The sequence below is a fragment of the Phreatobacter sp. genome, from assembly GCF_052440005.1.
In the GTDB taxonomy this organism is placed as follows: Bacteria; Pseudomonadota; Alphaproteobacteria; order Rhizobiales; family Phreatobacteraceae; genus Phreatobacter.
In genome coordinates this window covers 22,459-40,589 of the sequence record NZ_JBQVQL010000011.1, presented here as the reverse complement: position 1 = coordinate 40,589, position 18,131 = coordinate 22,459, and the positions used below count along the sequence as shown (strand labels likewise).

At 70.5% G+C, this 18,131-nt stretch carries 18 protein-coding genes; 11 read left to right on the top strand and 7 right to left on the bottom strand.

The window, feature by feature from the left end; translation table 11 throughout:
• Nucleotides 1–125 precede the first annotated feature (125 nt).
• A complete protein-coding gene (locus tag ACT6XY_RS04650) occupies nucleotides 126–2,345 on the top strand; it encodes a S1 family peptidase (RefSeq protein WP_444747161.1) in 2,220 nt (739 codons plus the stop codon).
• A 55-nt stretch (nucleotides 2,346–2,400) separates the two neighbouring features.
• Here ACT6XY_RS04650 and ACT6XY_RS04645 read toward each other — a convergent pair whose 3' ends face one another.
• Together ACT6XY_RS04645 and ACT6XY_RS04640 are read right to left on the bottom strand one after the other, a co-directional pair.
• Nucleotides 2,401–3,327 carry a phosphatase PAP2 family protein gene (locus ACT6XY_RS04645; RefSeq protein WP_444747160.1) on the bottom strand — a complete coding sequence of 309 codons (927 nt, stop codon included), beginning with the start codon at nucleotides 3,325–3,327 and terminating at the stop codon, nucleotides 2,401–2,403.
• A gap of 8 nt (nucleotides 3,328–3,335) precedes the next feature.
• Nucleotides 3,336–4,034, bottom strand: coding sequence for a CDP-alcohol phosphatidyltransferase family protein (locus ACT6XY_RS04640; protein ID WP_444747159.1), 699 nt, complete (start codon nucleotides 4,032–4,034; stop codon nucleotides 3,336–3,338).
• A 251-nt stretch (nucleotides 4,035–4,285) separates the two neighbouring features.
• Between ACT6XY_RS04640 and ACT6XY_RS04635 the strand changes: the two genes are divergently transcribed.
• From ACT6XY_RS04635 to ACT6XY_RS04620, 4 genes are all read left to right on the top strand, one after another.
• A complete protein-coding gene (locus ACT6XY_RS04635; RefSeq protein ID WP_444747158.1) occupies nucleotides 4,286–4,981 on the top strand; it encodes a hypothetical protein in 696 nt (231 codons plus the stop codon).
• 290 nt (nucleotides 4,982–5,271) lie between these two features.
• Entirely contained in the window at nucleotides 5,272–5,982 is a 711-nt protein-coding gene (locus tag ACT6XY_RS04630; RefSeq protein WP_444747157.1) for a carbonic anhydrase, read from the top strand.
• A gap of 112 nt (nucleotides 5,983–6,094) precedes the next feature.
• Complete coding sequence (locus tag ACT6XY_RS04625; RefSeq protein WP_444747156.1) at nucleotides 6,095–6,835, top strand: polysaccharide deacetylase family protein; 741 nt, start codon at nucleotides 6,095–6,097, stop codon at nucleotides 6,833–6,835.
• Nucleotides 6,832–7,830, top strand: coding sequence for a lysylphosphatidylglycerol synthase transmembrane domain-containing protein (locus ACT6XY_RS04620; RefSeq protein ID WP_444747155.1), 999 nt, complete (start codon nucleotides 6,832–6,834; stop codon nucleotides 7,828–7,830). Before ACT6XY_RS04625 ends, ACT6XY_RS04620 begins: the two co-directional genes overlap by 4 nt.
• Here ACT6XY_RS04620 and ACT6XY_RS04615 read toward each other — a convergent pair.
• Both ACT6XY_RS04615 and ACT6XY_RS04610 read right to left on the bottom strand, forming a co-directional pair.
• Nucleotides 7,827–8,936, bottom strand: coding sequence for a glycosyltransferase family 4 protein (locus ACT6XY_RS04615; RefSeq protein WP_444747154.1), 1,110 nt, complete (start codon nucleotides 8,934–8,936; stop codon nucleotides 7,827–7,829). The two genes, ACT6XY_RS04620 and ACT6XY_RS04615, sit on opposite strands and share 4 nt — an antisense overlap.
• A gap of 30 nt (nucleotides 8,937–8,966) precedes the next feature.
• On the bottom strand, nucleotides 8,967–9,932 hold the full coding sequence (locus ACT6XY_RS04610) for an NAD-dependent epimerase/dehydratase family protein (protein WP_444747153.1): 966 nt from the start codon (nucleotides 9,930–9,932) through the stop codon (nucleotides 8,967–8,969).
• Between the two features lie 88 nt (nucleotides 9,933–10,020).
• Here ACT6XY_RS04610 and ACT6XY_RS04605 point away from each other — a divergent pair, with 88 nt between their 5' ends.
• A complete protein-coding gene (locus ACT6XY_RS04605; protein ID WP_444747152.1) occupies nucleotides 10,021–11,100 on the top strand; it encodes an inositol-3-phosphate synthase in 1,080 nt (359 codons plus the stop codon).
• A gap of 52 nt (nucleotides 11,101–11,152) precedes the next feature.
• Nucleotides 11,153–11,869, top strand: coding sequence for an LPS export ABC transporter ATP-binding protein (gene lptB, locus ACT6XY_RS04600; protein ID WP_444747151.1), 717 nt, complete (start codon nucleotides 11,153–11,155; stop codon nucleotides 11,867–11,869).
• Nucleotides 11,870–12,100: 231 nt separating this feature from the next.
• Here lptB and ACT6XY_RS04595 read toward each other — a convergent pair whose 3' ends face one another.
• Both ACT6XY_RS04595 and ACT6XY_RS04590 read right to left on the bottom strand, forming a co-directional pair.
• Nucleotides 12,101–12,610 (bottom strand): phosphatidylglycerophosphatase A family protein, encoded by a 510-nt coding sequence (locus tag ACT6XY_RS04595; RefSeq protein ID WP_444747150.1) that lies wholly within the window; start codon nucleotides 12,608–12,610, stop codon nucleotides 12,101–12,103.
• Nucleotides 12,607–13,668 (bottom strand): hypothetical protein, encoded by a 1,062-nt coding sequence (locus ACT6XY_RS04590; protein ID WP_444747149.1) that lies wholly within the window; start codon nucleotides 13,666–13,668, stop codon nucleotides 12,607–12,609. The genes ACT6XY_RS04595 and ACT6XY_RS04590 overlap by 4 nt, the downstream gene beginning before the upstream one ends.
• 172 nt (nucleotides 13,669–13,840) lie before the next feature.
• On the opposite strand from ACT6XY_RS04590, the gene ACT6XY_RS04585 reads away from it, so the two are divergent.
• Genes ACT6XY_RS04585 through ACT6XY_RS04575 form a run of 3 tightly spaced genes read left to right on the top strand, consistent with a single transcriptional unit; the run spans nucleotide 13,841 to nucleotide 17,015 of the window.
• The gene (locus ACT6XY_RS04585; protein ID WP_444747148.1) at nucleotides 13,841–15,055 is read left to right on the top strand and encodes an LptF/LptG family permease; all 1,215 of its coding nucleotides are present in this window, start codon (nucleotides 13,841–13,843) and stop codon (nucleotides 15,053–15,055) included.
• Nucleotides 15,052–16,251 carry an LptF/LptG family permease gene (locus ACT6XY_RS04580; RefSeq protein ID WP_444747147.1) on the top strand — a complete coding sequence of 400 codons (1,200 nt, stop codon included), beginning with the start codon at nucleotides 15,052–15,054 and terminating at the stop codon, nucleotides 16,249–16,251. The genes ACT6XY_RS04585 and ACT6XY_RS04580 overlap by 4 nt, the downstream gene beginning before the upstream one ends.
• On the top strand, nucleotides 16,248–17,015 hold the full coding sequence (locus ACT6XY_RS04575; RefSeq protein ID WP_444747146.1) for a glycosyltransferase family 32 protein: 768 nt from the start codon (nucleotides 16,248–16,250) through the stop codon (nucleotides 17,013–17,015). Before ACT6XY_RS04580 ends, ACT6XY_RS04575 begins: the two co-directional genes overlap by 4 nt.
• A gap of 4 nt (nucleotides 17,016–17,019) precedes the next feature.
• On the opposite strand, the gene ACT6XY_RS04570 is transcribed toward ACT6XY_RS04575, so the two are convergent.
• The gene (locus ACT6XY_RS04570; RefSeq protein ID WP_444747145.1) at nucleotides 17,020–17,628 is read right to left on the bottom strand and encodes a DUF4833 domain-containing protein; all 609 of its coding nucleotides are present in this window, start codon (nucleotides 17,626–17,628) and stop codon (nucleotides 17,020–17,022) included.
• Nucleotides 17,629–17,851: 223 nt separating this feature from the next.
• Between ACT6XY_RS04570 and ACT6XY_RS04565 the strand changes: the two genes are divergently transcribed.
• On the top strand, nucleotides 17,852–18,130 hold the full coding sequence (locus ACT6XY_RS04565) for an acyl carrier protein (protein ID WP_106747092.1): 279 nt from the start codon (nucleotides 17,852–17,854) through the stop codon (nucleotides 18,128–18,130).
• Nucleotide 18,131 lies beyond the last annotated feature (1 nt).

Sequence of the window (18,131 nt, the reverse complement as noted above, 5' to 3'; positions counted from 1 at the left end):
ATTGCGGCGCGGAGGGGCTGCCACGACAAAGCCACGTCCGCGCGAAAACTTGCGGAAACCGCCCCCGGCTATAGGCTGACCATCGCCTGCCTCCGCGGGCTGCGAGACCTGAGGAAAAGCCGTCGATGTCGCTGCTCACCCGCCACCCAGCGCCGCTCGCGCTCGCCGCCGCCTGCCTGATGCTGCTGCAGGCCCCCGATGCCGAGGCGCAACGGCGGCGCCAGCAGGCCCCGGCTTCGACCGAGGTGACGATCCAGAACCGCGCCACCGCCACCCTCCAGTACCTGTTCGTCACGCCGGTGGGCGAAGTGTCCTGGGGCGAGGACCGGCTCGGCAACGACACGGTGGCGCGCAACCGCTCCCACACCTTCACCATTGAGGGCGACCAGTGCCGCCACGACCTCAGGGCGATCTACGAGAACGGCCGCGAGGAGACGCGGTTCGGGCTCGACCTCTGCGCCCGCCCCGAGGTGGCGCTGAACGGGCGGACGCAGACGTCCAACACCGACCTGCAGCGCCAGGGCCCGGTGGCGCTCTATGTCGTGCGCAACCGGTCGGGCTCGACCCTGCAGGTGCTCAAGCTGGTGGCGCCGGGCGGCAACGAGAGCGAGGACGTGCTCGGCGCGACGGTGCTGGAAAACGGCCAGAGCTTCACCGGCCGCTTCCGGCGCGCCGCCGGCTGCACCTATGACGTGGTGGCGACCTTCGACGGCGCCGGCGACCGCACCCTGTCCGGCCGCAACCTCTGCACCGGCCGCGAGGTGGTCTTCGGTGCCGAGGCGGAGGGGCAGCCGCAGGCCCGCCGCGAGGGCGGCCAGGAGAGGCCCGCGGAACCGGCCGGCGAGCCGCTGGCCTTCGTGGTGCAGAACCGCGGCGCGATCGCCATCCAGTATCTCTACGTGCGTCCGCGCGGCACCAGCGCCTGGGGCGAGGACCGCCTCGGCAGCGAGACCATCGCCGCGCGCGGCACCTTCCAGATCAGCATGCCGCGGCGCGGCTGCGAGTACGACGTGAAGGTGCGCTTCGACAACGACCGCGAGGAGGTCCGCAACGCCGTCAACCTGTGCGAATCGCCGGAATTCGTCGTCAACGGCCCTGCCCTCGCCACCGGCCGCGGCGACCGCAAGCAGCGGCCGACCACCCGTGCCGCCCAGCCCTCCATCTCGCAGATCGTCGTCATCAACGAGGGCGACCGGCCGATCGAATCGCTGTTCATCTCCTCGTCCAAGGTCTCGTCCTGGGGCGACGACATGCTGAACCCGGAGGTCCGCATCCCGCCGGGCGCCCGCTTCACCGCCCGCGTCGAGCGTGACGACCAGTGCAACTACGACCTGCGCATCGTCTACCAGGGCGGACGCGAGGAGCGGCGCATGCGGCAGAACCTCTGCCAGCGCCAGGAGATCGCCTTCGGCGGCGCCAACGCCTTCCGCGTCGACGGCGGCGGACCGGAGAACGGCCGGCGGGTCGTCTTCACCAACAACGGCCGCGGCGACGTGCGCGAGGTCTACCTGACGCCGGTAGCGGACACCCATTGGGGCGACGACCGCCTCGGTTCGGAACTGATGCCGCGCCGCTTCCGCCTCGAACTCCGCCTGCCGACCGAGGGCGGCTGCCGCTGGGACCTGAAGGTGGTCTACGAGGGTGGCCAGTCCATGGAGAAGCGGGACCAGGACCTCTGCGCGACGCCCGAGATGGCGATCGGCCGCGCCGGCCGTCCCGGCCAGGTCGCCTCCACCGGCACCGGCTTCTACATCAACGAGACCGGCCACATCCTGACCAACCACCACGTCATCGACGGCTGCGCCACGGTGGCGATTGCCCGGCCCGGCGGCCAGCGCGTGCCGCTGCGCCTGATCGGTGCCGACGAGGGCGCAGACCTCGCCGTGCTGGTGCAGGAGAATGCCACCTCGTCCCCGCTGCGGCTGCGCAACGGCGGCGGCGTCAATGTCCGGGGCGGCGAGAAGGTCGTGCTGGTGGGCTATCCCGCCCGCTCGCAGCTCGGCGGCGTCAACGTCACCGAGGGCATCGTCTCAGGCCTGCGCGGCGCGCTCGGCGACCAGAGCCGGTTCCAGTACACGGCACCGACCCAGCCCGGCAATTCCGGCGGCCCGGTGCTCGACGCCGCCGGCCTGGTGGTCGGCGTGGTGGTCTCGCAGATCGACAAGATCTCCGGCGAGCGCACCGCGCAGAACATCAACTTCGGCATCAAGCTCGATCTCGTGCGCACCTTCCTCGCCGCCAACAACGTGACGCCGGCCGAGGGAGAATCGAGCGCGACGCTGCCCACAAGCGACATCCTGCAGAACTCCGACCAGTCGGTGGTGCCGCTGGACTGCCTCGAGTAAGCCGGAACCATCGCGTGGTGGACGACGGCCCGGGGCGACCCGGGTCGTTGGCGTTTCAGGCGCCCGGCCGCTCCGCCCGCGGGGGCCAGGGCCAGGGCAGGCCGAGGACGCGCGCGGCGATCCAGACGGCGGCGAGGGCCACGAAGGCGCCAGCGATCCCGTCGAGGATCCAGTGGTGGTCGAGATAGACGCTGCCGATGAACATCGCCGTCGCGTAGAAAAGGTGCAGCGGCCAGGTGCGCCAGGTGGCACGGCCGATGGCGGCGAAGAGGCCGATCAACGGGAAGGCGACGTGCATGGAGGGCATGGCGCCGAAGGCGTTGGCGGCGCGGGCGTAAAACTGCCGGAAATAGGTCATGCCGAAAAGGTCGTCGACGCGCAGGAGGCCCGCGGCGTTGGCGGCGGCCTTCACGTCGACGAGGCAGCCGTTCATCCGCACATACCAGGGCGGCGCCGCCGGCACGATCAGCCACATGGCGAAGCCGATGGCGTGGGCTATGGCGAAGGCCCAGAGATAGAGCGCCATGCGCTCCCGGTCGCGGACGAAGAGGTAGAGCGCATAGACCGGGACGACGTAGAGAAAGGCGGCGTAGGGGACGGCGAAGAAGACGTCCCAGAAGGGCGCGGTGTGCTGCTGCAGCCAGTCGCCGGGGGTCACGTCCGGCGCCACCGCGAAGAGCTTCAGCTCGAGGGCGCGCAGGTCGCAGGCATGGACCCGCTCCGGGGTGACGAAGATCGGCACGACGAAGCGCATGGCGTCGGAGGCGATGGCGACGAGGACACCGGGATAGAGCGCCGCGGTGATGCGCTGGGTCGTGCGGTTGAAGAGGCCGAGGCCAAGGACGAGGCCGGCGATGAGGATGTGCTCGGGCCGCAGCTGCCCGGCAGGGATCATGGCGAGGGCGTAGAGGGTCGGCGCCAGCGGCGCCAGCCACCAGCGGCCCCACAGGTCCGTCAGGCGCGTCCGGGCGGTGTCGATCATGGGAGGTCTCAGGCGGCGTTGTCGCGGCCGGCCGGTGCGTCCGCCACGGCGCGCACCTCCGGCACCCGGGCGTCGATGACGTTGCGCGCGACGCGCAGCGCGTCAGCGGCGGCGAGGAGGCTGAGGACGCCGACGAGACCGATGCCGCCGAGCGTGATGGCCGGCGAAAACACGCCGAGGAGCAGGGAGACCGCGATCAGCACCATGCGGTCGCCACGACGCATCCACAGCGGCGGCAGCTGCACCTTGAGGCCCTCGCAGCGCGCCCGCACGTAGGAGACGGTGTAGGCGGCGAGGAGGGTGAAGGCGGGGACCACCGCCATCCAGCCGGATGTGGCGTAAAAGACGGTGAGACCGAGCAGCGGGGCGGCGTCGGTGAGGCGGTCGACGGTGGAATCGAGCAGCGCGCCGTAGCGGCTCACCGTGCCGGTGGAGCGGGCGAGCGGGCCGTCCAGCATGTCGAAGACGCCGGAGAGCAGGAGGAGGAGCGTCGCCCAGCCGAAGGCGCCGTAGGCGGCGAGCACGCCCGACACCAGCGCCGGCAGCAGCGACAGCAGCGTCAGCGTGTTGGGCGTGACGCCGGTTCGCGCCAGCACCGAGGCCACCTTCGCCAGCGTTCCGGCGAAGGACGCACTGCGGGCGACGTCCTGCAGGGAGGCGCCCCGTTCAAGGCTCGCGAGAAGCCGCGAGACCCAGCTTTCCGACATCAACCCGGCTCCCCGTTTGCCGCGTGCGGTGCTATGAGCCCGTCCTCATCCCCTGACATATCCGAGGTCGAGATGCGCCCAAGTTTCCGGACCGCCACGGCCTGCCGGCCATGATGATCCGCAACGCGCTGATGCGCTTCCGGCGCATGACGCCGGCTAGGCTCTATCAGGATCATGCCCGGGCACGCAAATTGATGCAGGGCTCGCCGCCCGCGCGGCCACCCTCCCCGCCGCGGCCGGAGCGGCTCGTCGTGACGCTGACGACCGTTCCCGAGCGCATGGACAGGCTCACCCCGGTGTTCCGCAGCCTCCTCGACCAGACCGTGGCGGCGGACCGCATCATTCTCGCCCGCCCCGCGGTGTCGCGGCGCTCCGGCAAGCCCTATCCGCGGCTCGACCCGCCCTTTCCGGGGGTCGACGTGCTCGACACCACCGACGAGGGGCCGGCCACGAAGCTGCTGCCGGCGCTGCTCGCCGAGCCGGATGCGGCGATCATCGTCGTCGACGACGACGTCATCTATCCCGTCGACTTCCTCGAGCAGATGCTCGCCTGGCATCGTCGCCTGCCGGGCGCCGCCATCGGCTGGCGCGGCTGGCGCATCGTCCCGGGCGCCCATCCCAAGCGCTTCCCGCACGTCTTCGCCACCGCCCTCGCCGCACCGGAACCGGTGGACATCCTCCTGGGCACCTGGGGTTACCTCGTGCCGCCCGGCGCGCTGGACGCGGCGGTTCACGACTTCTCGGGCCACGCGCCCGGCATCCGCTTCGTCGACGACGTCTGGTTCGCCGGCCACCTGGCGAAGCGCGGCGTCCCGCGCCTCGTCATTCCCGGCCGCGGCCTGCCGATCGAGACGGAGGCCTCGAACCTCGCCGCCCTCACCTTCGGGCCGAACAGCTCCGGAACCAACGACCTCGATGCCATCGCGGCCTTCCGGGACTGGTGGTAGCCCCATAACGGCAAGGTCTGGCGGGTCTTCCCGCTCAAGGCCACTGCCCTTTCTGCGGTCCTGCGAAATATATCTCCGACCTGCGAGGATATTTTCCGCGAATTGTCCCGATGATCTGCACGAATGCGTTGAAACCGCGTTCACGCTTCCAAGCATTCGGGTGACTTTCAGTGATCCACCGGCTGGAAAATACGGACGACCTGCTCAACCATGGCGGGCGTCAAGTGCAGGACATCCCCCCCGGACATCACCGGCGACCCGTCCCGCGCGCCCAGCCGGAGACCGCCCCCATGTGCGACTCGTGTGCCTTCCCCGCCTCCTCGTCCCGCCGCACCTTCCTGAAGGCCGGTGCCGGCCTCGCCCTTGCCGGGGGCCTCGCCCTGCCCCGTCCCGCCCTGGCCCAGCCCGCCGCATCCTTGAGCGGCGAGGAGGCGCTCAAGCGGCTGATGGACGGCAATGCCCGCTACGTCGCCAATGCGCCGGACCAGCGCGACTTCTCGGCCCGGCGGGCGGCGCTGTCGCGCTCGCAGCACCCCTTCGCCTCGATCGTCAGCTGCGCCGATTCGCGCGTCGCCCCCGAACTCGCCTTCGACCAGGGGGCAGGCGATCTCTTCGTCGTCCGCGTCGCCGGCAATTTCGTCAACCAGGACGGGCTGGCCAGCCTCGAGTTCGGCGCGGCGGTGCTGCGCTCGCAGCTCATCCTCGTGCTCGGCCACACGAGCTGCGGCGCCATCGCCGCCGCCATCGACGTGGTGCGCAACAACACGCAGCTGCCGGGGCACCTGCCGCAGCTCATCGACGCGATCAAGCCGGCGGTGCACGCCGCCGACGCCGGGAAACCGGCGGACATGCTGGCGGCCACCATCGCGGCCAATGTCCGCCTCAACGTCGAGAAGCTGAAGACCTCGACGCCGGTCCTCGCCGGACTGGTGGCGGAGAAGAAGCTGACGGTGGCGGGCGGCGTCTACGACCTCGCCACCGGCAAGGTGACGCTCCTCTGAAGGCGGGCTCCGCGCCCCGGAACAGCGGCGGCCGGCCGTCGTAGGCCCGGACGGCCGCCGTGCAGGCGAGGGCCTCTCCCCCTCGCCTGCGAAATGCTCTAAGAGCGCGGCCATGGCCGCTCTCGTCCCGCCGCTGCGCGTCGCGCTCACCGTCGACATGGAACCGGACTGCCCGCCGTTCCTGTGGACGTGGCGGGGAGTGACGGAGGGTGCGCCGCGCCTCCTCGACCTCTTCGCCCGCGAGGCGGTGCCGGTCACCTGGTTTACCACGGGCGAGACGGCCAGGCTCCACCCTTCCGCCGTCAAGGCGGTGGTCGACGGCGGCCACGAGCTCGCCTGCCATGGCGTCACACACCAGCGCTTCGACTGGATGTCGAAGGACAGCGCCCGCTGGGAAATCCAGGATTCGACGCGGCGGCTGCGCGAGTTCGGCGAGATCACCTCGTTCCGCGCCCCCTACCTGCGCTTCCCCGGCCATTATCTCGACCTGCTGCAGGACGAGGGTTTCGCCCTCGATTCCTCGCAGGCGCGCTACAAGAAGGACGTGCCGGGCGAGGAGAACGCACCAGGCCTCGTGCGCATTCCCGCCTCGATCACCTCGAGCGCGCTGCGCATCCCCAAGCTGCTCAGGGAGTATTTCCTCGGCCGGCTGCCGGACCCCGTCGTGCTCTTCGTGCACCCCTGGGAGTTCGTCGACTTCCGCTCGTCCAACCTGCGCTACGACTGCCGGTTCCGCACGGGCCAGCCGGCGCTGGACGCGCTCGCCTCGGTGATCGGCTATTTCAAGGGTCGCGGCGCCACCTTCATGACCATGCGGGACATGGGCGCGCAGGCGAACGGAACCGCGGCATGAGCGTGCCCGCCGCCACGGACGCCGCCGCACCGCCCTCGCGCCGCCTGTGGTGGGTCCTCGGCTGGTGCGTGCTGGCCCTCTTCACCGGCATCGCCGCCTATGCCCTCCCCTGGGCCGACGTCATCGCCGCCCTGGCTGGCGCGAAATGGCACTGGGCGCTGCTGGCGGTCTTCGTGTCCCTGGCGGGCTGGCCGTTCTGGATCCTGCAGTGGCAGCTGTTGGCGCCGAAGGCCCACCGGCCCAGCTTCGCCCGCATGGCGCAGGTGACGGCGCTGAGCGGGGCCGCCAACACCTCGTTGCCGATGACGGGCGTCGTCGCCTCCGTCGGCTTTCTGATCGTGCGCGGGCGCCTGCCGGCCTCCGCCGCCGCATCGCTCTACACGGTCGACCAGCTGGTCACCGGCATCGGCAAGGTGGCGACGCTGGCCCTCGCCGCGCTGCTGGTGCCGGTGCCGGACTGGCTGCGCTCCGGCCTTCTCGCCCTGTCGGGCATCATGGCGGTGTTCACGCTCGCCCTGCTCGTCGCCGCCCATGGCGGCAACCGGCTGCGCCGCCTCGGCATCGGCCTCACGCCGCGCCCGGCGCGGCTGGTCGGCCACGTCGCCGATTTCGTCGACAATCTCGAGCCGCTGCGCAAGCCGGTGCTGGGCACGGCCGTGGTGCTGCTGACCTTCGCCAAGACCGCCGCGGAGGTTCTGATGGTGATGACGGTGCAGGTGGCGGTGGGGATCGAGCCGTCGGTCGCCGCGGCGGTGCTGGTGGTGGCGGCCCTCGACCTCGCCACCATGGCACCGGTCTCGCCCGGCCATCTCGGCGTCTTCGAGGCGACCGTCATCCTCTGCTACCAGTATCTGGGCGTGCCGCTGCCGCTGGCGACCGCTGCGGCGCTGATCCATCACGGCGTGCTCTTCGTCGCCTCGCTGGTGAGCCTCGGCTATCTCGGCTGGGCGCTGCCGCAGGACGACAAGGGCCAGCGCCGGCTCGACCAGCCCTAGCCGACGGCGGCCTGCGCCGCCTGATATTCCGCCTCGTACAGCGGCGCCACGTCGCGCCAGTCGACGCCGGCCGGCGGCACGGCCGCCGCCGCGACGAGCCGCCCGCGCAGCGCGGGGTCCTCGACCAGCCGGCGGATCGCGCCTGCCAGTTCGCCATCGTCCTCTGCCAGGATGGCGTCCTCGCCGTCGCGCAGGAAATCGCGGGCGCCGGACTGCGCCATGGTCACGACCGGGAGGCCGGCGGCGCGGGCCTCGAGGGCGGCGATGCCGAAGGCCTCCAGGCGCGACGCCAGCAGGAAGACATCGGCGCGATGGAGACGGTCGCGGATTGCCTCGCGCGTCTCGCGGCCCGCGAGGACGATCCGGTCCTCCATGCCGGCGCGCCGGATGATGGCGGCGATGGCGGCCATCTCGTCGCCGTCTCCGACCACCGTCAGCCGCGCCGCCTCCGGCGGCAGGTGCGCCACCGCCGCGGCGAAGGCCTTGACCAGCCAGCGCGCCCGCTTGCGCTTCTGCAGCCGCGTCACCGAGACGAATTCGACCGGGCCACGCTGACGCGGGGCGAGACCCTCGGGCCGGCGCCACTGGGCAAGGTCGATGCCGTTGGGGATGGCGGTGACCGCCGTCTCGCCCAGCAGCGGACGCAGCGCCGCCCCTGCGACCGTCGAGACCGCGGTGAAGCGGACGGCGGAGCGGCCGTAGCCATGCAGCGCGTTCAGCGCCATGAGCGGCAGGTCGTAATATTTCAGCACCGAATGGAAGGTGGCGACCGCCGGGATGCGCCGGCGGATGCAGTGCTGGACGGCGTGATGGGCGATGGGCGCGACATTGCCGCAATGGACGTGAACCACCTCGTCGCGGCGGGCGTCGATGGCGGCCCGGAGCGCCGCGAAGACCGCAGGCGTGAAGGCGATGCCGAAGCCGGGCAGCCGCGGGCCCGGCAGGCGCTCGACCGGGATGCCGTCCACCTCCGCCGCGCCGGGGACCCCGCAGATCACCCGGACCTCGTGGCCGCGCTCGCGCAGCGCCAGGGCAAGATCGCGCATCTGCAGCTCGATGCCGCCGAGGCGCGGCACGAACCAGTCGCTCACGAGTGCGATCTTCAAGGGGCGGCTCTCATCAAGGGGCGGCGGCGGTCACGCATAGCCGCGTTGGACGAACCATGTCCACGCCTCGCGCATGGCCTCGATGGCCTGGCGGGGCCGGTAGCCGATCTCCGCCACCGCCCGGGCGGAGGAAAAGTGGTGGGGCGCGCAGGCGACGTCCACTGCCGCGCCGTTGAGGGCCGGCTCGCGGCCGCTGATCCGTCCCCAGAGGTCACCGGCCCGGCCCGCGGCGCGCACCAGTGCCTCCGGCGCCTCGACGACGCGGGGCGGGCGGCCCGCCGCCTGCCGCATCAGGCGGAAGGCCTCGGCATAGCTCAGCGCCTCGCCCGACAGGACGTAGCGCAGCGAGGGCGGCGCGCTCCCGGCGAGGGCCAGGATCGCCTCGGCGACGGCGCCGGCATGGCAGAAGTCGTTGCCCCCCGGCGGGGCGATGGCGAGGGGTCCGCGCACGGCGGCGAGCAGCATGCGACCGGAAGAGGGTTTCCAGTCCCAGGGGCCGAGGAGGAAGCCGGGATGGACGATGGTCGCGGCGAGGCCCCGTTCCATCTCGGCGAGCACGGCGGCCTCGGCGAGGCGTTTGGTGGCGGCATAAGTGGTATCACGTGGATGGGGTGCGGCGGGCGTTTCGTCGCCCGGCGCGTCGCGTGTTCCCCAGGCCAGCGTGTCGACGGTGGAAATGTGGATAAGACGTGCACCGACTGCACGGCAGGCGCTCGCGAGCCGGGCCGTCGCCAGCACGTTGTCGCGGTGCGAGGCGTCGGCCCCGGTGCTGCCGATCTCGACCCTTGCCGCGCAATGCACGACGATTCCTGCGTTTTCGAGGTACTTCTCGAGGGGATCGACCGCCAGATCGGCGAAGACGACCGGGAGGTCGAGCCCCTCCAGCGTCCTCGCGCCCGCCCTGCCGCGCAGCCAGGCGGTGGGCGCGAGGCCGCCCGCCGCGGCGGCCCGCAACACGCTGTTACCGAGCAGTCCGGCCGCGCCTGTCACGATCATGACGGAAGCACTTCAAATGGGGGAACAATGCAGTATAAGGAGCCGCGCGCAGCCGGTGGTCTTCGGCCCGAGCGCCTGGAGATGTTTCGTGTCACGGTCTGCCATTCGTGTTGCCATCGTCGGTGTGGGCAATTGCGCCGCCTCGTTCGTTCAGGGTCTGCACTACTACAAGGACGCCAAGCCCGGTGAGTCGATCCCGGGGCTGATGAATGTCGAGGTCGGCCCCTACCATATCCGCGACGTGGAGATCGTGGCGGCCTTCGACATCGACAGCCGCAAGGTCGGCCAGGACGTGGCTGACGCCATCCTCGCCAAGCCGAACAACACCATCCAGTTCGCCAAGGTGCCGCCCACCGGCGTGACGGTGCAGCGCGGCCCGACCCTCGACGGCGTCGGCAAGCATCTGGTCGGCGTGGTGACCGAATCGAAGGAGGCACCGTCCGACGTGACGGCGGTGCTGAAGGCGGCCCGCGCCGAGGTCATCATCTGCTACCTGCCGGTCGGCTCGCAGAAGGCCTGCGAGTTCTACGCCGAGCGCGCGCTGGAGGCCGGCTGCGGCTTCATCAACTGCGTGCCGGTGTTCATCGCCTCCAATCCCGAATGGGCGAAGCGCTTCGCCGACAAGGGCCTGCCGATCGTCGGCGACGACATCAAGAGCCAGGTCGGCGCGACCATCGTCCACCGCGTGCTCGCCCGCCTCTACGAGGACCGCGGCGTCAAGATCGAGCGCACCTACCAGCTCAATTTCGGCGGCAACACCGACTTCCTCAACATGCTGGAGCGCGAGCGCCTGTCGTCGAAGAAGAAGTCGAAGACCCAGGCCGTCTCCAGCCAGATCGACGTGCCGATCGACGCCGACAACATCCACATCGGCCCGAGCGACTTCGTGCCCTTCCTCGACGACCGGAAGATGGCCTACATCCGCATCGAGGGCACCGGTTTCGGCGGCGTGCCGCTGAACATGGAGCTGAAGCTCGAGGTCTGGGACTCGCCCAATTCCGCGGGCGTGGTGATCGACGCCGTGCGCTGCTGCCGCATCGCGCTCGACCGCAAGCAGGGCGGGCCGATCGGCGGGCCGTCGAGCTACTTCATGAAGTCGCCGCCCAAGCAGTACACCGATCCGGAGGCGCGCGACCTCACCATCGCCTTCATCGAGGGCGAGCGCTGAGTCCCGCTGCGGCGACCGCCCGGCGGCGCGTCCGTGCCCTGGGGCCGGCGCCATGCTGATCGCCCGCCGCCTGACCAAGGCCCATGACGGACGCCCCACGGTCAGGGGCGTCGATCTCGCCCTGCGCCGGGGAGAAGTCGTCGGCCTGCTCGGCCCCAACGGCGCCGGCAAGACCACCACCTTCTCGATGATCGCGGGCATGCAGGTGCCCGACAGCGGCGTCGTCATGCTCGACGACAAGAACATCACGCGGCTGCCGCTTTTCATGCGCGCGCGGATGGGCCTCGGCTACCTGCCGCAGGAGGCCTCGATCTTCCGCGGCTCGTCGGTGGAGGACAACATCCTCATCGTGCTGGAATCGCTGATCGGCGAGCGCCAGGCGCTGCGCGCCCGGCTCGACGGCCTCCTCGCGGAGTTCGGCATCACCCATGTCCGCCGCTCCAAGGCCGGCGCCCTGTCGGGCGGCGAGCGGCGGCGGCTGGAAATCGCCCGGACCCTGGCGAGCGATCCCTCCTTCATCCTGCTCGACGAGCCCTTCGCGGGCGTCGACCCCATCGCCGTGACGGAGGTGCGCATCCTCGTGCGCAAGCTCTCGGCGCGGGGAATCGGCGTGCTGGTGACCGACCACAACGTGCGCGAGACGCTGAGCCTGGTCGACCGCGCCTATATCCTCGACGGTGGCCTCATCCTCGCCTCAGGCTCGGTCGAGCACATCGTCGCCGACCCCCGGGTGAAGGCCGTCTATCTCGGCGCCGACTTCGTGCTCTGAGCGCTGTCGCATTCCGGCAACGGCCGGCGCGCTCCCCGATCCCGCCGCGTCACCGACACGCGGCCGCAACGAAGCGGCCGTTCTTGCGACACGGTTCATTCATCATGTTGCTTTACGTTTCACACCGTTCGAGCGGGGTTACGCGTATGCAGATTTTCGATGGACTGGGTATCGCCATCGCTCTGGCCTGCGGCCTGCTCACCATGCGGGTGATCGCCGGCGTCTGAGCCGTCAGAGCCAGCCGAGCCGCGAGAGCCCGAACACCAAGGCGAGCGCGAAGACCCCCGCCACCGCATCGTCCAGCATGATGCCGAAGCCTTCGGCGACATTCTCGTCGATATGGCCGATGGGCCAGGGCTTGAGGATGTCGAACAGGCGGAACGCGACGAATCCGACGATCACCGCCCGCAGTCCCGGCGGTGAGAAGGCCACGACGGCGGCCATGGCCCAGGTCTCGTCGAAGACGATGGCGGGATGGTCGTGGAGCCCGGAGCGAACGGCGGTGACGCCGCAGGCCCAGACGCCGATGGCGAAGGCGGCGGCGATGACGGCGATAGCCACCGCGGCGGGTGCGGCCTGCAGGGCCAATCCGAGCGGGATGCCGACGAGGGCGCCGAGGGTGCCGGGACCGTAGGGAAAGAGGCCTGCGCCGCCCACGAGGGCCAGCAGGGACGCGGGGTGGCTCACCATGAAGGCGGCGTCCACCGGGGCGAGGACGCCCGAACCGTCTGCCGTGCTCATGGCCCCTCACCCTCCGTCACCGGGTCCGCATAGACCCGGTAGCGCTTGGACACCGTCCCGCCCGCGCCTTCGATGATACGGCGCATACGCACATTGTCGTCAAGAATCCAGCTCATCTCGATCTCCGCCGGCTGTGGATTGGCGGCGATGAGGCGCGCGATGGCGACGATGGGCAGCCTTGCGCCGAGAATGGTGTCCCGCAGATCGGTCCGGACGCCGAGCAGGGTGACGCGCTTGGAGGCGAAGCGATGGGTCAGGATGCGCCAGGCGAGCCGCGCCCAGTTGAAGGGCATGAGGCGGCCCCCGAAACCGCGGAACAGCTCGTAGCCGTTGGGCATGATGAAGGCGAAGGCGGCGGGACGGCCCTCGTGCTCGAGGAAGACGGCGTGATCGGCGCGAAGGATCGGCCGGATCACCCGGAGCAGCGTCGTCAGTTCGGCCGCCGCGAGCGGGATGAAACCCCAGTTGTCGCGCCAGGAGGCGTTGAAGAGGTCGGTCATGATGGCGGCCTCGCCGGAGAGGTCGCGGAGCCTGAGCTTGCGGACGGTGATGCGGCTGCCCTCGGGGAGCTCGGCGAAGCGCACGCCGCGCCAGCGCGCTCCCTGCTCGATGGGCACGGAATAGGCGAGGAGGTCCTTCACCGGCACGAGGCCGGCTGCCTCCACATGGGCGCCGAGATAGGGCGGGTGCCAGGGCATGAGCACCATGTCCCCCCGGTCCTGGCCTTCCACCTGGACGCCGACCTCCTCGTTGATGGAATAGGTGAAGGGGCCCTCGATGCGGTGCCGCCCGCGTTCCGCATGCCAGGCGCGGGCAGCCGCGACGAGGCCGGCGACCACGGCGGGATCGTCCACAGCGTCGAGGCAGCCGAAATGGCCGATGTCGGTGCGTCCGGCCGGGGTCAACCGGTCGAACTGCGCCGAGATGCGCCCGAGAGGCCGGCCCTGGTCGTCGCTGGCGATGAAGAAGGCCGCCTCGCCGTGGGTGAAGAACGGGGCGACGCGCGGGTCGAGGAGAAGGGTCCGTTCCAGATCCAGCGGCGGCTGAAATCCGGGCATGCCCGAATAGAGTTGTCGCGGGATGCGGACGAAGCGTCTAAAATCGCGCCGTGACCGTGCTTCAGCAATCTGCAACCGAATTCGTCCCCGATGGGCGCGGGAGGCCGCTGCCGTTCAGCCTGCGGGCTCTCTACACCGCGGCGACGGCCGAAGCCAGCGCAGGGCGTCGCCCGTGGTGAGAAGCCTCTTCGCCCTGAAAAGGCGGCTCGTCTCCCAACTCGATCTCGGCGGACGGGCGCGGCGCTTCCCCAGCCAGCAGGCCCACCGCATCATGCGCGACGTCACCGTGCAGGTGGCGCTGGTGCTGCTGCTCATCGAGAGCATCTTCGTCGCCGAGCAGCTCATCTCCGGACTGCTGGAGGAGGTGCTGAAGATCCGTGCGCCGCTGGCCAAGACCGTCGCCATGATGGCGACGATGCTGCCGCAGGTGTTCGAACTGGCGCTGCCCACCGCGATCCTCATCGCCGTCTATCGCGTGGCGCTGGGCCTGCGCGAGGACCGCGAGTTCCTGATGCTGTCGAGCCTCGGCATCCCGCCCCACGGCCTCATCCGGCTCGTCATCCGCATCGGCATCTGGGCGCAGATCGCGGCCCTCGCCGTCGGCGGCTTCGTCGATCCCCTGTCGCGCTATGCCTTCCGGCTGGTGATGTTCTCCGCGCAGTACCACGCCCTCACCGGTGGCACGGTGACCGCCAACCGGCTGTTCGAGACGCGGATCGGCACGGTCGCGGTGATGCCGCGCTCGGACGGGGTGCCGACGCCGCGGCTCTTCGTCCGCCAGCCGACCGAGGCCGGCGGCGAGCGGGTGGTGGTCGCCAACGGCACCCGCCTGATCGGCCCGGATATCGACGGGCGCGTGGCGCTTCACCTCTACGATTTCGCCGTGGACGACTTCCCCGCGCCGGCGGCGGGGGCGACCGCCGCACAGCAGCGTCCCGTGGCGCCGACCTCCTCGCTGCGCGGCACGGCCACCCAGCAGAGCCTCGTCTTCAACGACGTCGTGCCCTTCGATCCGCGGGGGCGGAACATCGCGGAGCTGACCCTGCCGGAGCTCTTCACCGGCGCCTTCGCGCGCACCGGCGAGAGGCTGGAGCTCGCCAAGCGCATAGGCCGCAGCCTGCTCTGCCTCATCGCGCCGCTCATCGCGCTGCTGGCGCTGTCGTTCACGACGCGGGCCAACCAGGCCTTCGTGCTGCCGCTCGCCTGCGCCGGGCTGATGACGATGGAGATCGCCGGCACCTCGGTGCTGACGGGAATCCTCGCGGCCGGCCTCTGGCCGGTGCTGGGGCTCGTCGCCACAGGCGGCCTCGCCATCGGCGTGGGGCTCATCGCCGCCGTGGCGCTGCGCTCGTCCGCCATCGCCCGACCGGGGCTCAGCCGCTCGTGACCGATGCTCCAGCTCCCCTGGCCGGCCGGCGCTTCGGCCTCGTGCCCTTCGGCACCTTCACCCGCACGCTGACGCTCGCCCATGCGAGCCATGTCGGGACGGTGGCGGCCGCCCTGCTGATCGTCGCCCTGACACTCGACCTCGCCTCGCGGGCAGAGCGGATCGTGGCCGCGGCCGGCGGGGGCGCTGCGAGCGTCGCTCTGCTGATGGGCTGGTACCTGCTGCTGCGCATCTGCGACGTCATCGGCAACCTGCTGCCGCTCGCCTGCTTCATGGGGCTGTTCTGGTCGGAGATCACCCTGACGCAGTCGCGGGAGCGCATCGTCGTCTGGAACGGCGGGCGCTCGCCGCTGCAGTCGCTGATGCCGCTCCTTCTCCTCGGAGCGGCGTTCGGGGCGCTGCAGGTCGCAGCACTGACCTTTCTGCGCCCGGCCGCCGTCGCCGTGCAGATCGAAAGCCGCCTCGGCAGCTATGGCGAGCGCTTCGACCGGCGGCTGAAGCCGGATGAGCGGCGCTGGATCGTGCTCGCCAACCACATGGTCCAGGCGCGGGTCGACTTCCGCAACCGGACGCTGGTCGACGTGCAGCTGTTCGAACTGTCGGAAGGCGGGCGGCTGACGGGCCGCGTGTCGGCCGCCAGCGCCTCGCCGGGCGATGCCGCGGGGGTCTGGCTCTTCCGGGACGGCAGCCGCTGGATCGCGCCCACCGGCGAGGCTGCGGGGGTCGGCGAGGTCCGGCGTTTCGCCGAGGAGCGCATCGCCCTGCCGCTGGAGCCGCTCTGGCTCGCCAATCTCGGCATCGACGCGCGCTATCTGCCGCAAGGGACGCTGGCGGCGCTGGCGAGCCTGCCGGGGGTTCAGGAGCCCTCCTACCGGGCCTGGTGGCACGTCAGGATCGCACAGGCGGTGCTGCCGCTCGGCATGATGCTGATGGCCTCGGCGCTGTCCATGACGCTGCTCGCCCAGCGCACCCTGTTCAAGCCGATGATCCTGATCGGCCTCGCCGGCTATTTCCTCTATGTGACCAACAACGTCGTCGTCTGGCTCGGCGAATACGGGCAGTTGCCTCCCCTGTTCGCGGCGTGGTTCATGCCGCTGGCGATGATCGTCACCGGACTCGGCCTGATGGCGCGCATCGAGCGGGCCGGGCGAGGCGGCCCCTCGCCCACCGTGCTGTCGCGTCCGGAGCCTTCGTGATCCCCCTCGTCCTCCACCAGACCTGGAAGTCGGCCGAGCTGCCCGCCGATCTCGCCGCCTTCCAGCAGAGCTTCGTGCGCCACAATCCGGCGATCACCCTGCGCTTCTACGACGACGCGGCCATGGACCGCTTCGTCGCGGAGCGGTTCCCGGCCTATGGGGCGACGTACGAGGGGATCCGCTTCCCGGTGCAGAAGGCCGACCTGTTCCGCGTGCTCGTGGTCCTCGCCGAGGGCGGCATCTATGCCGACATGGACATGGAGTGCCTGGCGCCGCTCGGACCGGTGCTCGCGCGGGACCGGGCGGTCTTCGGCATCGAGGCGCAGGTGACGGGCATCCGCCAGCGCGAGCTCGGCTACGACCAGCCCTTCCAGATCGCCAACTGCATCTTCGCGGCGCCGGCCGGCCATCCCTTCCTCGCCGCCTTCGCCGGGGAGATGGTCCGCCGCCTGTCGGAACGGCCGGTGACGGAGCGCCGCGACATCGAGGATGCGACCGGACCGAAGGCGCTGACCCGGTTCTTCTACGCCGCCCGTCCCGCGAACGTCGACGTGCTGCACCAGATCGGCTGGGTGCCGCCGGACCTCTATGCCGACCTGCCGCTGCTCGGCCGGCGCATCCTCTGCCGCCACCATTTCCTCGGCAGCTGGAAGACGGGGGAGCGCCCGCCCCTCCTGCGCCGCCTGATCGAGCGCAACCGCCTGCCGAACCCGTTCCCACGCGGGTTCTGGCACGATTTCGGTTGGGGTGCCGGCGGGCGCTGAGGCCTCACATGTCGAGGCGGACGCGCTCGCGCACCGCCTCGCCGCTGGCGACGTCGATGCCGTGGATGTCGATGTGGTGGATCTTCGGGATGAAGCGACGGTCCTCGGCCTGGGCATAGGCATAGACGATGCGGAAGGTGCGCTGGCCGGAGGTCATCAGCGCCCGCGGCTTGCCGTCCGCGCCGAGGTCGATCGTCGCGTCGCGCTCGCGGTAGCCGGCGATGCGGGCCGAATAGCGCGACGGCGCCAGCGGCTGGGCGCTGACACCGAAGGCGAAGACGCGCTCGAAGAAGGAGAGTTCGCGCCGCCGGCCGTTGTCGTCGTCGTAGCGGCGCCAGAAGACCTCCACGGGCGCCTGCGGGTCGAGGGCGCCGTCCGGCCTCTGGCGGGCGGCATAGACCAGAACATTCTTGTTGATGGCGTGCTGGACATAGAAGAGCATGCCGCTGTCCGAGGGGACCGGCAGGTCGGGACGGGCGACGGCAAGCGAGCGCGACACCGTCAGTTCCGACCGGCGGATGCTCACCGGCGGCAAGCGATCCTGGGCGAGGGACGAGCTCGCCGGCACCAGGAGGCCGGCTGCGGCGATCAGACCTCGGCGGGACAACGTCATGGGAACCCTCGTCAACGCATTGTTTCGCGGCCGAACGCGACCTGGGGCCACCTCGGGTGCAACTGGGTGCTAGATAGGACGGAAATAAGAGGTTAGGAAGGCACGGAGCGTCGCACGGGACGCGGGCGCACGAGCGAGGCACCCCTTGGCTTGCGCGCGCGCAGCGCCTAGCGTGACGGTGTCAGAACCGAACGACGTCGAGAAGAAACAAGAAGGCCACGGAATGACCGATACCGCATCCGCTTTCGGGGACGACCAGCTGACGCGCGACCTCGTCGAGGTCATCGCGAAGGAAGGCATGGTCGATCTGAACGGCGTTGGGCCGGACACGACGCTCGAATCGCTGAACATCGCCAGCGTCGACTACATGATGATCCTCGCCGCCATCGAGGAGAAGTTCCAGGTCTACGTTCCGATGGACGAAAGCCTGGCTCAGGTGAAGGACGTCGGCGGTCTCATCGCCGTGCTCAAGGAGCATATCCAGAAAGCGCAGCAGGCCTGAT

Coding starts and splice junctions, on each gene's coding strand:
- ACT6XY_RS04650 (WP_444747161.1), top strand. CDS start 126: ATGTCGCTGCTCACCCGCCACCCAGCGCCGCTCGCGCTCGCCGCCGCC.
- ACT6XY_RS04645 (WP_444747160.1), bottom strand. CDS start 3,327: ATGATCGACACCGCCCGGACGCGCCTGACGGACCTGTGGGGCCGCTGG.
- ACT6XY_RS04640 (WP_444747159.1), bottom strand. CDS start 4,034: ATGTCGGAAAGCTGGGTCTCGCGGCTTCTCGCGAGCCTTGAACGGGGC.
- ACT6XY_RS04630 (WP_444747157.1), top strand. CDS start 5,272: ATGTGCGACTCGTGTGCCTTCCCCGCCTCCTCGTCCCGCCGCACCTTC.
- ACT6XY_RS04625 (WP_444747156.1), top strand. CDS start 6,095: ATGGCCGCTCTCGTCCCGCCGCTGCGCGTCGCGCTCACCGTCGACATG.
- ACT6XY_RS04620 (WP_444747155.1), top strand. CDS start 6,832: ATGAGCGTGCCCGCCGCCACGGACGCCGCCGCACCGCCCTCGCGCCGC.
- ACT6XY_RS04610 (WP_444747153.1), bottom strand. CDS start 9,932: ATGATCGTGACAGGCGCGGCCGGACTGCTCGGTAACAGCGTGTTGCGG.
- lptB (WP_444747151.1), top strand. CDS start 11,153: ATGCTGATCGCCCGCCGCCTGACCAAGGCCCATGACGGACGCCCCACG.
- ACT6XY_RS04595 (WP_444747150.1), bottom strand. CDS start 12,610: ATGAGCACGGCAGACGGTTCGGGCGTCCTCGCCCCGGTGGACGCCGCC.
- ACT6XY_RS04590 (WP_444747149.1), bottom strand. CDS start 13,668: ATGCCCGGATTTCAGCCGCCGCTGGATCTGGAACGGACCCTTCTCCTC.
- ACT6XY_RS04570 (WP_444747145.1), bottom strand. CDS start 17,628: ATGACGTTGTCCCGCCGAGGTCTGATCGCCGCAGCCGGCCTCCTGGTG.
- ACT6XY_RS04565 (WP_106747092.1), top strand. CDS start 17,852: ATGACCGATACCGCATCCGCTTTCGGGGACGACCAGCTGACGCGCGAC.